Raw genomic sequence first — 14,078 nt, 5'->3', positions numbered from 1 at the left:
TATGATTCCATCTCATACATGACGAACACCAAACCCATAGAGTCCCCCCTCTGTTGACAGGCTTCACCTTAACAGGAAACTCATGATAATAGAATTTAAGTTGGCCTTCATTACACAATGGGCAACACTCTGATTTTGATGACTTAGCAATTCTAACTAGGGCATTAAGCATTGCATAAAAAGGATCTTCTTCAGTGCTACAAGGAATCCACATTTTCATATTATTGTCTCCCTGCTGTCTTTGTTGAAAATCTAGCATTTAAATTTATCATAGCTTTTAAATTGTCTGTCCCTTTAAGGCTCAATGACTCCTTCGACATAGCATTGAGGTAAATGGGCTTCCGAGATACCTTCTGTTTCTGAGAGAACTTTCGTAATAGCTTGTACTCTCTTCAAAGGCATTGGAGTGCTTGGTGCCCCAACAAAAACTTCACTTCCGGCTGGTATATGTAGAAGATCAACCATTTTTACTTTCAACGTAAAGCTTCTCAGCCAATTTACTTATCGAGGAATCAAGTGGGGCAATATCATTTACGCAACGCGAAAAATCAGCCACTGCGACTTGATTCAATGATGCCGCTTTAGCAAAAAGCTTAGCAAAAAGCTTAGTCAAATGTTTCATCTGTTTTGGGGTAGCCCAAATGCCTTGTTGGCTTCTGTGTTCTTCCAAATTTAAGCGATTTAATTCTGCTCTAACTTCATCAACTAAGCCCATAATAAAAGGACAGACAATTCCCGAGGAAAAGACAAGCCGCATCTTCACGTATTCTGTTAGCCTTTTAACTTCACTCCTTCCACCCCCCCTCCGGGGTGTAGTTCATAGACGAGTAGCTGGTCGAACTTAACCAGACGAATGCAGTTGGCATACAACGTGAATTGGTTGGTCGTGTTTGTTTACTCATAAACGACATCATAGCCAGACTTCACTAACTCACTTGTTGTCATACACTTGACACTCAAAGACCTACCTTCAGTGCAGGCAATACACTTATATACGTACACAGGTTTAGCATTATTGGCTCTTCGTAAATAAGCTTGAAAATCCTCCCCCTTTCTGGGTTTTGCTTTATCAACTCGTATCAACCTTACTTGGGTCCCTTTTGATAGCTTTTCCGGCATACTATACAAAAATAGCTTCTTGGATTCTATCGATGTGTAGGCACGATAACCTGAAGTAGCCATATCTGTATCACCTGAAAAGATAAAAGTTGGATACTCGGCAAGGCAATCTTTGCATTTCAACCAAACAATAGTTCCGTTAATTTTATCGTTCAACATTCTAAAAACCACTAAAGAAAATTAAATTCAGACCGACATCCGCTTGGGCCGATGGATCAATAATACCACCTCTAGCATCTAACACGAAATCGCCCCGCGGCCAAGCATTCCCTCTCATGAATTATCTGTCCTTTTATTATGAGATCCACACAGCTTACCGAGTGAAGTGAAATATTCGTTTCTTTCCTCTCAAAACCTTGTGACCACTGGTCTGGGCGACATATGCCGGGATTGCCTCAACAGCTTTTATCTCCCACCCTTGCCTCAGGAGCCACTGGATGAGCTTGAACTCGGTTAGCGACTTTCGTTCCTCCTGCGGGATTTCTAGAGCTGCAGCGAGTTTCTGAAGATCCCCCAAGTGTCTACCAGACTCGGATTGCCACCCATAAGTGACAAGGTCATCAATGGCATGTTGCTGGACTAATTTGGTTTCATAGTTGACCGTCAAGGTGGCATAGGACGTTCCAGCAAAAGAGACGCTAATGGATACCGTCAGTAAGAGGAGAGTTGCTATCAATTTATTCATCATTTTTCAGTGGCTGTAATTAAAAGCACGTACCCAAAACACAGGTAACGTAACAAAAGAACAGACAACTTTCCGGGATAAGACAAGCCGCATCTTCACGTACTCTGTTAGCCTTTGACCTCCACTCGTTCCATCACCCCTCCGGGGTGGGTTGTGTGGGGGGATCCTGTTCCCGGGGTGGCGCTTGCACCAGCAAGCTTACCGCCGCGCTACTTTCCATCACCCCTCCGGGGTGGAGTTCATGCCTGGTGCTGGATCAAGCATCCGGAGATGAATACAAATGACGACTTGTTAGAATTAAACTCCGTTCTCTGCCAGCTTGCGTAGGCTCCAGAGGTTGCTGGATTTCATCCGTCCACCGAGACGGCCGCCGTTTCCTTTTCTGTTAGTCGGGAGATAGCTTCCTTTCAGGCTGGTCACTACGTCCTCGACAAACTGTTTGCTGCCGAGCACGGCACCGTCGATGAAGTAGCGCGTCTTGCAGCGTGCGATCTCGGCCACGCTGAGCTGGCCGCTGCGTTTTTCCTCGCGCTTCACGGCCGCGCTGGTGAAGCCCCTGCGCTTGTGGCCGCTTAGTTCGCCGGAGCTCTCCACCCCGTCGTCAAAGAGTATCAGGCGGTACCTGCCTGCCACGCTGCGCCAGTCGTACCTGGTGATGTCCCTGGCGCCGCTCCAGCCGTCATTGGAGAGGTCGCTTTCCAGCTCGCTAATCACGCGCAGCACGCCGTTGCGTGCCAGGGTGTTTCCGGCAATGGCTTCACCGTAGCCGCACCAGCGGTAGTCCTTGGGGTCCTTGACCATGCCGGCGCGCACCGGGTTGAGATCGATGTAGGCGGCCATGGTGCGGGCGGCCAGGCCGTTCTCTACCAGCACGCTCTTGTAGCGCGCTTCCCAAAGGGTGCCGCGCCTGCCGTGCTTCTTGTTGTACCAGGAGGTGAAGCGCTGCTTCAGCGTCTTCATGAAGAGCCCCATGTCCCACATGCGCGAGGTGTAGGTCTTCCTCAGGTTCTGGTAGGCCTCCCTGCCCTCCGGTGTGCGGGAACGCGAGAGGACGGCCAGCTGTTCACGCACCAGCTCGACGTGCTGGGATGAATAGAGCCCCTCCAGCTTTTCCAGCAGGGCTGCGTCGCTCAGCTCCCGCTCGCTGGCGGGTGGCACCTCCAGCAGGATGTTGAAATGGTTGCTCATGATGCAGTAGGTCAGCACGCGCACCCCGCAGAAGGCCTCGTAGAGGCGCATGTACTTGACGAACTGCTCCTTCTCCGCCCGGCCCAGCAGGAATTCCCTGCCCACCACGCGCGAAACCACGTGATAGATCGCCGAACGATCCTCAACACCCGTCCACGGAGCCAGCAGTCGCGCCTTTGCCATCCCTAGCATCTAACACGAAACTGCCCCCCAGCCAAGCATTCTCTTCTCTTAAATTGTCTGTCTCTTTAATACGTGTCAGCATCTAACACGAAACTGCCCCCCAGCCAAGCATTCTCTTCTCTTAAATTGTCTGTCTCTTTAATATGTCCCGTCTCTTTAATATGTCCCTTCTCTTAAATTGTCTGTCTCTTTAATATGTCCCTTCTCTTAAATTGTCTGTCTCTTTAATACGTGTTCTTAAATTGTCTGTCTCTTTAATACGTGTTTGTCTCTTTAATACGTGTTTAATACGTGTCCTTTAATACGCTTTAATACGTGTGTGTCTCTTTAATACGTGTGGCAGCGGTGGTGGCGAGCCGTTGCAACGAACACTTGTCGGGCTTCTACCAGAATTTGAGAAGTAAAGGAAAAGCCGCTAAGGTGGCCATCATCGCAGTGGCCAGAAAGCTGGTGATCTATCTCAACTCATTACTCAAAAACATTCCTGCACAAATATAGTTGCTAACATGCGGAACCCCTTTGGGGTTCGACACTGGATCAAGCTGGTAATCTGAAGGAAAAAGTTTTCGCGTACGTTATTACGTGCGTGTCCTTTTATTACGTGCGCCGCAAGTTACGAACTATTCCTCATCTTGCATCTGGCTTTGATGATAAAACATTAATTCACCACTCAGCTTCTCTCCTTCAGAGTTAAACAAAGTTACAGTATCCTCAAAACCCGGAGAACTTGATTCGCCATCTAAAATACTAAATAACTCGGATAAAACTTCGTTAATAACAAATTTAATAGAGGACATCAGACGACTTTGATTCACTTCGTCAAGGCTACTATACAATTGAAATAAATTCATCCAGTCTGGATCCTTAACTTTAGATAGATCCATTTTCGAAAATTTAGTTTTATACATCTTGATTTCACGATGTACTAAATTCTCTCTAACTTTACTTACAAATTCTTCGTCATTCATTATTTAGCAAATTCTTTATACATTCTTTTATTCTCGTAATAAAAGGACAGTCAATTCCCGAGGGAAAGACAAGCCGCATTTCACGTATTCTGTTAGCCTCACCTCTTCTGATCCTTCCACCACCCCTCCGGGGTGGGTTGTGTGGGGGGGGGATCCTGCTCCCGGGGTGGCGCTTGCTAGAGCAAGCTTACCACCGCGCTACTTTCCATCACCCCTCCGGGGTGTAGTTCTTGGACTCCCAGCTCCGGAGGCAACTCCATGCCACCGAAACAGAAATATTCTAACAGAACTCAAACACAGTTGCTGTCCTTCTATTATTAACACCTCACGTCACCTGTATCAAGATCCATGAATACGCCACCTTGATAAATGACACGTAACTTGCCTAAACGAATACGTTCATCCCTAGAGCTAAAATCGACGACTTGGCCATCTTCAGAAACAAAATACAAACAGAAATGCACTTTATCAGTTATATTATAGAACTTGACTAGTACCCAGTAACCTCCAAGTCTTTTGTCATAATTACACTCTGTTATACTTTGCATTCCAAAAGCATCAATAGACTCGAAAAGTGAGCAAACCAACTCACCTTTGAGATTATACATTCTCAGATCGCAATGTGTACGCTCCTTTTTAGGAGCGGTGTCCGGGAACCCCTGGGAGTTAAATAATTTAAGGGAAACTGTATCCTGTCCGACAATGGGAGTTCCTATAATTGTATAAGGTCTATCGTAGCAAAGAGCTACCGATTCTTTGCTCGCATCCAACCAAGTTACTTTGCTTGATTCCTGCCTAAAGCAGTAAGAACCCAACTGCAAGCTAGCAGATTCATCACATGTATAATTTTCTAGATCAAATTGATAGCTACCATGACTCCCGTGAATCTGAACTTTCTTCTCGTGTGGCGATGCATGTAAAGAACTTGCATCGCCCGGTAATAGATAAACAGACTGCTTATCATTCTTTGTCAGATGAAGCGCATTTCTTCTATTAGTCACATGCTTGATCGATACCAGAAATTCATTCGTATAGAGTATCTTCAGAGGCACATCTACGACATGAAAGTCTGTGCAATACTCATTCAAAACCCTTACTCTTTTCGCTGCTGGATCGTAAGCTAGTACTTTGCCATCAAATACTACATTGCCAGTATCTAAGTCAGATTTAAAAATTTTCATCTAAGTTAAAATAAACATTTAATCATCTGTAAACATGTAACCATAATCTTTTTGAGTTCTCAAACGCTTCTCTCTCTCTTGCTCTTGAAAGACAGTATCAACTCCTCTGTTATATATGTCATTTTTCTTGCTGATATTTTTCTCTATATTCCCTTGTTCTAACAACCAATTAACGCCTCCTTCGACTACGTCTGCATTTGTACGAGACATTATTTCATCATAAAATGCTTGATCTAATCCATTTGCATTGGCGTTAGAGACAAAGCTAACCGCTCCAAATACGGCCAAAGCTTTTCCAAAACCCTTCATCAAAGCACTACCCTTACCACTTTTATCTCGTACATAGTCAAGTTGCCTACCTTATACCTTTTCGTTTTCACAAACTGAAGCAATAATTTTTTTCTTTTCTTTGCCAGACAACTCGCCTTCTTCAAAATGCCAATCTTCCATATAGTGAAGCCCCCGTGGCACTCTCATTCGCTTGCTTAAAAGCCCTTTATACCCAAACCCTTCATTGCTCTCTAGCATTCTTAGATATTTAATAGCCGCATATTTTACTTGTCTTGCGCTCATATTGTCTACGTCTACATGTGTAGTGAAAAATTCCCAATTAGAATTATATTTTGCTATTCCTTCAGCTTTATTACCAGCATGTAACGCCCTATGATCACTTGCATCCAGAAATATTCCATACTTCGCATCGTGAATATCCATATCAGCATGCTCCAAGAACCAATTCGCGTATTGTTGCGGGAATCTATGATGCCAGTGCTTGCTCTCTAAGCCCAACGGATCAAAAGCACTCCACGGATTCTGCCTCACATAGGTATACACGTTTGGCCCATCAACAAAACCTGCTGGGTCGCGGGTGATGAACACGCCAGCCTCCAGGTCGCGGTAGCGCATGCCTTCGTTGAGGAGGCCTGTCGGGTCTTCGTCCTTAGTGTTCGCCTTCTGGCGGTCGTCGGTGCTGCCGTCCTCCTCGGTTCTGGTACCGAAGGCTTCGTAGCTGGCCTGCCAGGTGATGGCCTCCGAGTCGTCGGTCTTGCTCACCACGTCTCCGCGTGAGTTGTAGGCATTGTAGGACGGTACTCCTGCACGCAGGGTATAGAGCACGCCGCCCATACCACCACCGTAGTCCGAGCCACGGACGTACTCCACGGCTGGGGAGGTGAGATTGTAGCTGCCCGCATTCTGCTCGTGCTCCTGCACGCTGAGGCCGCCAGAGAAGACCACGCGAGTGGTCTTGCCACTGGTGAGATCCGACTCATCCCTGAGCACGCGGCGGGTGCGGTGGTCATAGCCATACTCGTACAGCCCGTTCTTCGCGCTGTCCGCGCTACTATTCAGGTCTAGCGAGACGAGGCGGTTGTTCAGATCGTAGCTGTAAGTGTCTGTATTCGCCTGGTGGGTGCGTGTGGCGCGGTTGCCATTCGCATCATAGGTGAAGGAGACGACTGTTGTGTCAGGCTTGGTGTAGCTGACGAGCTGATTCGAGTTGAAGCCATTGGACTGAGTCCCGAAGGTGTAGTTCCAGCTCTCGGTCGTGGTAGTGCCACTGACGGTGGTGTCCACGGACTTGAGCGTGCGGTTGTTCGCCTTGTCGTACTGGTACTCGGTGTCCACCAGCTTGACTCCTTCCTCGGAGGACTCGTAGCGCAGACGGTAGACATTGTCGTAGAGGTTGGTGATGAGGCGCGGCTGCAGGTTGCCAGCCGGGTAGGATTCCTCGATCACAGTGACATTGCCCAGGGCATCATAGCCGTAGTCATAGCGGCCGATGACATCCCCATTGCTCTTGCGGTTCTCGATCCAGGCGGTGCGGCCAAGCGAGTCAAATGACTTGAACTCTTTCTGGCCGGAGGGCAGGGATTTCTCCGTGATGCCGCCTACCAGGTCATAGGCGTAGCTGGTGACACGGCTGGTGCCTCCACCGGAGGGTGACTCGGTGCAGGTGGAGAGCCTATTGAGCGAGTCATAGGTGCAGGTGAGAGTGCGGCCTGTCTGGCCGTAGGTCTGGAGCAGGGTATTGCCTGCCAGATCATAGGCCGTGGTGTGGGTGACGCCATTCGAGGTCTCGCTGAGGACGCGGTCGAGCGCATCATAGGTCTGGGAGACATTGCGGATTTCCTGGTTGGCGCTGGACTCGTTCGGGTAGACGACGGATTTCTGGCGGCCAGCCAGGTCATAGCTCATCTGGCGGTTGTCCGGATGGGTGGTGGTATTGTCCGGATCATACTCGACAGTCTGGAGGCGGAAGATCTCATCATACTCGTAAGCGATCTTCTGGCCCTTCGGGTCGATGGTGTGGGTCAGCAGGGCCGCATCGTAGTAGGAGTACTCGGTCTTCTTGCGCGCAGCGTCATCCGCATTCCAGACTTTTTCCAGCAGGCGGTTGAAGCCATCGTAGACGAAGCCGGTGACGTGGTCTTTCTCTAAATCACCAATCTCATCTCTGGCAGCGATCACTTGGACGAGATTGCCCACGGCATCATAGCTGTTTTCCACCACGATATCGTCCGCGTGAACCGTACCGTCCACCGGCTTGGTGGTCGGGTTGGTGGTGGTGGCGGCGAGGCGGCCAAGGGAGTCGTAGGTATTGAGGGTGACGTTGCCATTGGCATCGGTCAGCTTGGTGACGTTGCCGGCGGCATTGTACTCGCTCTTGGTGATGATGGCGGAGAGACCTAGCCCATCGATCGGCGCCAGCGGGGCGTGGGTCTCCACGGCGCGGAAGGCATCGTCATAATAGACGGTGCTGATATGGCCGCGCGGGTTGACGGTGTGGACCACATTGCCCACTTCATCATACTCGGTGGTCGAGGTGGGGCGTCTGGTCTGGCCGGTCTCGTAGTCAAAGACAGCGGGCTGGAGCTCCTGCACCAGGCGGTTCCGGGCATCGTAGACGTAATCCCAGCGCTTGTTGAGCGGATTGATCATGGCAGCCTTGTTGCCATTAGGCGTGTACTCGGTGAGGGTGACCGGGCGCTGGGTGCTCTGGCTGGTTGCATCATAGACCTCCGGTCCGATGGCTTTGACCGCGCGTCCAGCGGCATCGTACTCGACGTCATTGATGCGGGAGAAGTAGCCTCCCTGACCATTGTGGTCCGTCTGCTCCTCCGTCTGGTGCACGAAGCCCGTGGAGGTGTAGCGGCTGTAGACCTCAGAAGTGAGGGTAGAGTCCGTAGCTTGATAGGCCTTGGTCACCATGGTGGCGCGGTTGAGTCCGTCGTAGTCCGTGAGGACGGATTGCTTCTGCTCGGTGCCTACAGAGGTGGCTGTAAAGGTCATTCCATCCTGACTCTCAGTGATCTGGAAAGGATTTCTCCAGGTGGTAACGGTGAGGGCATTGCCTACCGCATCATAGGTGGTGAGTGACTTGCTGAAGTAGCCGTTCGTCTTGTCGTACTCCTTGTAGCTCTCCACCGGGCGGTAGAGGTCATCGTACTTGGCGTAGGTCCTGTAGCCTCTCGGGTCTGTGGCTTTGGTCGGCTTGAAGCCGGAGACATTGAAGGCGGATCCGCCGGCATTGTCCCCATAGAACATGCTGGAGACGTAGCCCGAGCCAGCATCTGGAGTAGTGTCTGGCAAGGTGTTCTCCTTTGGAGTGATCACCTTGGTCGGACGCACGAGGTAGTCATACTCCGTGACGGTGATATAGCCGCGGGTGTCTGTGGCAGCAACCGGGACGTTGAGATTGTTGTAGGTGACCGAAGAAATGAGGTCGGTATTTGTATCAATGCCGCTGAAGGTATTGCTGGTGGCATTGTAGCTCAGGTTTCGGTTCATGTCCCTGACGGTCGTCACAAGGCGGTTGCCAGCGTCGTAGACATAGCCGGTCTTGAGGCCCAGCTCATCGATATCCATGACTTTGTTACTGCGGTAGTCGTAGACCATCTGCTTGCTGGAGCCGTCCGGGTTGACCACTTTCACCAGGCGGTTAAGCGCATCGTAGTGGAAGTAGGTGGTATTCCCCTCTGGATCGGTCACGCTGAGCTTGTTGCCATTGCGGTCATAGGTGTAGGAGGAGATGAGGTCTCCGCTATCAATGGAACTGTTCCCATTCATATCCACCGCACTGCGCTGCACGCGTCCGTTAGAGTCCGCCTCATAGAGAGTGACGATGTCACTCACCCAGGCCGGGTCGTCCAGTTCAGGATTCGTGGCGAATGCCTTGACTTTGCTGCTAGACATGAAGGCGGCGAAGCCATTCTGGCCGTAGGCAAAGACTTTTTCGCTCATTTTGACACCCGCCGCATTGGTCACCACCTCATCGGTCCGCAGGCCATTGGCTGCGATGGTGTAGTTGGTCTTGCGGCCCAGTGCGTCCTCGATCTCCTTCATGACCCTGGTGGCAGAGTCATACTGGTAGTTACGCACTACATTGCCACCTGACGTGATTTTGGTTTCGCTATTCGGGTCGCCGTAGACAGAGAATCCTGATCCTCCAAAGTTTGACACTTCAGCAGGGGCCGGGTCCGTGTAATTGTAAGTAGTGGTATTCCCACTGAAGTCTACGACACTCTGCAAGGCGTAGCCAGCGCTTGGAGAGAAGGCTAAGGACTCGGTTCCACCTCCGTCATAAGCGATTGTCATCGTCTGATATCCAATGACGTGAGTCTTAGAAACCTGCTCGCTGTATACGTAGTCTAGATCTGGATCCTGGAATTCATTCACTGCGAATCCACCCCAAGTGTAGGTCGTGACATTTCCCTCCACATCCGCAACCATGGTCTGCCGGGCAACAGGCTCTATGCCGTCGTCGGTAGCCTCCACCAGATGTGTCCCACTGACACCCATGATACGGCCACCTGGAGTCTGGATATTTGAGACATCCCTAGGCAAACCGATGACTGGAACATTTCCTTTGAAGAAACCGATATACTCCAGTTGATTCTTTCCGTCCTTGAAAATAGGAGCGTACCTTGCCTCACGGACAAAACTACTACGGGACTCATCAAAGGCATAAGAAATCGAAGTCTCATTTCCATAGGCATCCTTGATGCTAGACAAGTTCACATGACAGGTATCGACTGAATACTGTTCATAAGAGCCATTTACCTCAGCCCATGCACGGATGTCATAGAACTGTCCGTTTTCTGATTCTAGAGGGGTATCTCTCGGATCATCCTCTACTGCTGCACTATATTTGTATTCGGCTGTTTGAATACCGCCACGGGTTACCGAGGCAAGCAGACTATCCGCAGGGTAGGCTTCTGCATCTCCACTTATGACGGCCCCGGAAGCGCCCTGGTAGCCATAGTTCACTGTATTTCCTTTTGGATCCACCACAGAAGTGACTCTTCCGTTCGTATCCTGATGTATCGCAATTCCCAGTGAAGGTCGGCTCGCCACGTAGATCTCAGCTGGTATCAGGTTGATCTCATCACGATAAGTATAGACAAGTTGCTCACCATAACGGTCAGTTACATTATTCAATCGCGAGTAGGTCTTCTTCGTATATTGCTTTGAACCATGCCTTCTATTGTTAGAAAGTAACTGATCGTAAGTAGAATTATCAAATCGAAGGGTCGTCCCAAACTTCTTCTTAAAGACATACTCTCCTCCGTCTAGCTCTAAAGTCGCCAGATAATTCTGCAATTGGTTACTGGCACTAGGCATAGGCATGAAGCGTGGTGCTCCGTTGTTATAGCCGATTACAAACTGATAACTCATACCATGCTCATCAATCACCGTAGCCGTATTGGCCTGCCCCTGGACCAAGCCTTTTTCCTTACGGGTCTGCTTATCCATCAAGGCCACTAGGTTTTCATACTGATCTACTTGCTCTGACAGAATGATTCGCGGACTCAGATTAGAACTCCAACCGGCCCCAAACGCCAAGTCCGGACGTTCCTCCGCCAAGAGCCCACCGTAAACGCCTCTCCCCTGAGAGTCCTCAGCACTACTCCAGGTGAATGGAGAAGCATTACGCCTGACTGCGAGAACCAACTCACTGGCTGGCACGGGAATGTAGAGATCCGTGGTAGAATGGCTGAAGTCACGAGTAAGAGCGTCAACGTAAGATTCCTCAGGCTCCTCATCGCTTTCCGCCTCGGACTGAGGCTTGCCGTCTCCTACCGGGCGCCCCAACAAACTGATCTTGCGATACTTAGCTCCAGAGGCTTCGTCGGCATTAACGGTCTTGTTGATGAACTTCGTAGGATCTGTCCCATTATCATAAACTAGTTCAATCGCTTTCTCATAGTTTACTGTATCATTATCATAATATAAGGACAGACAATTCCAGAGGAAAAGACAAGCCGCATCTCTCGTCCTGTTAGCCTTTAAACTCCACTCCTTCCACCACCCCTCCGGGGTGGCTTGAGGGGGGATCCTGTTCCCGGGGTGGCGCTTGCACGGGCAAGCTTACCGCCGCGCTACTTTCCATCACCCCTCCGGGGTGTGGACCTTGAGTAGGCAACTAATCATCTACGATGAGAATGAGACCATTAACAAGTAACATCAAGTATATCTTCCGAACTTAAGTTGAGAGCATTTACAATTTCAGACAACAGATTGTTTGGGTATGTTTTTCTGGGATCCACTGCTATAGCCGTATATTTATTCTGGGGAGCCATTACATAACGAAATAGTGCGCATTCAAATCTAGGAGCCACCAAATAGATCAGCTCTGTATCCCCCATTCCATCCGTCCAAAACGTCTGTACATGGAAGTTATTTATCTTTGCGATCTCTTCAGGAAGCAAAGTGAGGTAGCCAATTATTTCATCCGCCCCAAATGTACACTCCTTTCGGTCTGTTTGAATCAGTTTCTGCATATCACCTTAATACGGTCGCGCCCCTCTTATTTTTTGTACGCATCATTTATCACTTAAAGTGACACACAATTTCTGTGGTAAGGACAAGCAACATCACTCGCCCTGTTAGCCTTTGAACTCCTCTCCTTCCACCACTCCTCCGGGGTGGGTTCTGTGTGAGGGATCCTGGTCCCGGGGTGGCGCTTGCATGGGCAAGCTTACCGCCGCGCTACTTTCCATCACCCCTCCGGGGTGTTTCCGGGAGAGATGGAACGGGGAGATGTAGGATTTGCGCGACCCCGTTGGGGTCGTTTGTCGGGAGGGTCTGGGTCCCAGGGTAGCGGCCCGCTGGTCCGCAACCGCTGGGCTAACATGCGGAACCCCTTTGGGGTTCGACACTGCATCAAGCTGGTAATCTGAAGGAAAAAGTTTTCGCGTACGTTATTACGTGCGTGTCCTTTTATTATGCCCTCAAAAAATTCAAGACCAGGACGATCACCTATGACAATGGCACCGAGTTTTCAAATTTCCGGGAAGTCGCCAGCGCAACAGGTTCGAAGCCCTTCTTCTGCAACCCCTACCATGCCTGGGAGAAGGGGCTGGTAGAGAACACCATTGGTCTTATCAGGGAATACTTCCCTAAAAAAACAGGCAACCACCTGCCCATCGCCCCTGAAATCTACCAGCAGGTTCAGGAGGAAATCAACCAACGCCCGCGCAAGACCATGGGCTTCAGGACTCCTGATTCATTCATCAAACACTTGGCCGGATGACCACAGAACATCAACCTAACAAAACTATGAATTCGTGTTGCAGCTTGAATGTTAATCCGCACTGTCTCTTTAATACGCTAACAAAAATCCTACGACATCAATTCGGCAAGATCATACGGTCTCAAATCGGTGCGTAACAGCAAGATCATACGATCTCAAATTGGTGCGTAACAGATAACCGGAAGCACGGGCGACCGATGGCGTCGTAAAAAACAGGGCCGCATCCACCATCACACAGTGGGTGCGGCCTTCCGCATCATAAAAAACGGCTCATCGAGAGCCTGTGCCATGCCTCGGAAAATCCCGGGGTCTGGGGCAGAGCCCCATCGCCTGAACGCAAAAAGCATCATACCACCTCACTGTGTATGATGCTTCTGGAACCAGATTCTTATGAAAGCGTGGTAATCCCACAAAAATCCCACAAAAATCCTACGACATCAATTCGGCAAGATCATACGATCTCAAATTGGTGCGTAACAACTTCGTCGCTATCCATTACGGGGCATTGTGCAAACTAAGCGCAAGGCCCTCGCCAGGGGGCTTAATCGCCATCAGATAGTAAGAACCCCCGCTATCGGAGATTGCCCTTCAAAAGCAACTTCCGTCTCGTAGTGAAGAGGGAAAAGCGTCACTTTCTCTTTTCCAATTCGCTGACAGATCACCTTCAAACTCGATTCGATCATGTCCGGGAGATTGAGGTTGAGCACATGCTCGGTTCCATCAACAAAAAGACCGACAGCGTAATATGATTCAAGCCCAATCAAATAGCCTTCGAACGCGGTTCCGTCGGCCGCGACGAAATTAGCCTTAATGAACAAGGTTGGCTCATCCTTTGGCAGAGGTTGCCACTTGGTAAGTGGCTCGTGTTTTTCCTGCGCATCATCCCATTTCCAAACTGGATATTCTCGAAACGCGGTTGGTGATAGTCGTTTTCCCATAAGGTTTATCTAATTTTCCCGTGTTCTCGCAGCACTACATAATAAAAGACAATTCCCGAGGAAAAGACAAGCTGCATCTTCACGTATTCTGTTAGCCTTACCTCTTCTGATCCTTCCACCACCCCTCCGGGGTGGTTGTGTTGGGGGGCCTGTTCCCGGGGTGGCGCTTGCTCGGGCAAGCTTACCGCCGCGCTACTTTCCATCACCCCTCCGGGGTGTTTCTGGGAGAGATGGAACGGGGAGATGTAGGATTTACGCGACCCCGTTGGGGTCGTTTGTTGG

General features: G+C 49.9%; 10 protein-coding genes. 1 reads left to right on the top strand and 9 read right to left on the bottom strand.

Annotated features, from left to right (window positions below):
- Positions 1–457 precede the first annotated feature (457 nt).
- The 8 genes from BUB27_RS02170 to BUB27_RS02135 form a co-directional block, all read right to left on the bottom strand.
- Positions 458–763 (bottom strand): hypothetical protein, encoded by a 306-nt coding sequence (locus BUB27_RS02170; RefSeq protein ID WP_143157902.1) that lies wholly within the window; start codon positions 761–763, stop codon positions 458–460.
- Between the two features lie 669 nt (positions 764–1,432).
- Positions 1,433–1,807, bottom strand: coding sequence for a hypothetical protein (locus BUB27_RS02165; RefSeq protein WP_143157901.1), 375 nt, complete (start codon positions 1,805–1,807; stop codon positions 1,433–1,435).
- A gap of 294 nt (positions 1,808–2,101) precedes the next feature.
- Complete coding sequence (locus BUB27_RS02160) at positions 2,102–3,175, bottom strand: transposase (RefSeq protein WP_159434742.1); 1,074 nt, start codon at positions 3,173–3,175, stop codon at positions 2,102–2,104.
- A gap of 620 nt (positions 3,176–3,795) precedes the next feature.
- Positions 3,796–4,143, bottom strand: coding sequence for a hypothetical protein (locus BUB27_RS02155; RefSeq protein WP_143157899.1), 348 nt, complete (start codon positions 4,141–4,143; stop codon positions 3,796–3,798).
- A gap of 317 nt (positions 4,144–4,460) precedes the next feature.
- A complete protein-coding gene (locus tag BUB27_RS02150) occupies positions 4,461–5,324 on the bottom strand; it encodes a hypothetical protein (protein ID WP_143157898.1) in 864 nt (287 codons plus the stop codon).
- An 18-nt stretch (positions 5,325–5,342) separates the two neighbouring features.
- Positions 5,343–5,633 carry a hypothetical protein gene (locus tag BUB27_RS02145; RefSeq protein WP_159434741.1) on the bottom strand — a complete coding sequence of 97 codons (291 nt, stop codon included), beginning with the start codon at positions 5,631–5,633 and terminating at the stop codon, positions 5,343–5,345.
- A gap of 51 nt (positions 5,634–5,684) precedes the next feature.
- The gene (locus BUB27_RS02140) at positions 5,685–11,417 is read right to left on the bottom strand and encodes an RHS repeat-associated core domain-containing protein (protein ID WP_143157896.1); all 5,733 of its coding nucleotides are present in this window, start codon (positions 11,415–11,417) and stop codon (positions 5,685–5,687) included.
- 359 nt (positions 11,418–11,776) lie between these two features.
- Entirely contained in the window at positions 11,777–12,106 is a 330-nt protein-coding gene (locus tag BUB27_RS02135; protein WP_143157895.1) for a hypothetical protein, read from the bottom strand.
- A gap of 431 nt (positions 12,107–12,537) precedes the next feature.
- Between BUB27_RS02135 and BUB27_RS02130 the strand changes: the two genes are divergently transcribed.
- A complete protein-coding gene (locus BUB27_RS02130) occupies positions 12,538–12,858 on the top strand; it encodes an IS30 family transposase (RefSeq protein WP_159434740.1) in 321 nt (106 codons plus the stop codon).
- Positions 12,859–13,409: 551 nt separating this feature from the next.
- Here the strand turns inward: BUB27_RS02130 and BUB27_RS02125 are convergent.
- Positions 13,410–13,796: a hypothetical protein gene (locus BUB27_RS02125; protein WP_143157893.1), complete on the bottom strand. Its 387-nt coding sequence runs from the start codon at positions 13,794–13,796 to the stop codon at positions 13,410–13,412.
- Positions 13,797–14,078: the final 282 nt, after the last annotated feature.

The sequence above is a fragment of the Rubritalea squalenifaciens DSM 18772 genome, assembly GCF_900141815.1.
GTDB lineage: Bacteria > Verrucomicrobiota > Verrucomicrobiia > Verrucomicrobiales > Akkermansiaceae > Rubritalea > Rubritalea squalenifaciens.
The sequence above is the reverse complement of the archived record's forward strand: the minus strand, read 5'-3'. Positions and strand labels throughout refer to the sequence as shown.

Coding starts and splice junctions, on each gene's coding strand:
- BUB27_RS02160 (WP_159434742.1), bottom strand. CDS start 3,175: ATGGCAAAGGCGCGACTGCTGGCTCCGTGGACGGGTGTTGAGGATCGT.
- BUB27_RS02125 (WP_143157893.1), bottom strand. CDS start 13,796: ATGGGAAAACGACTATCACCAACCGCGTTTCGAGAATATCCAGTTTGG.
- BUB27_RS02145 (WP_159434741.1), bottom strand. CDS start 5,633: ATGAAGGGTTTTGGAAAAGCTTTGGCCGTATTTGGAGCGGTTAGCTTT.
- BUB27_RS02165 (WP_143157901.1), bottom strand. CDS start 1,807: ATGATGAATAAATTGATAGCAACTCTCCTCTTACTGACGGTATCCATT.
- BUB27_RS02150 (WP_143157898.1), bottom strand. CDS start 5,324: ATGAAAATTTTTAAATCTGACTTAGATACTGGCAATGTAGTATTTGAT.
- BUB27_RS02135 (WP_143157895.1), bottom strand. CDS start 12,106: ATGCAGAAACTGATTCAAACAGACCGAAAGGAGTGTACATTTGGGGCG.
- BUB27_RS02155 (WP_143157899.1), bottom strand. CDS start 4,143: ATGAATGACGAAGAATTTGTAAGTAAAGTTAGAGAGAATTTAGTACAT.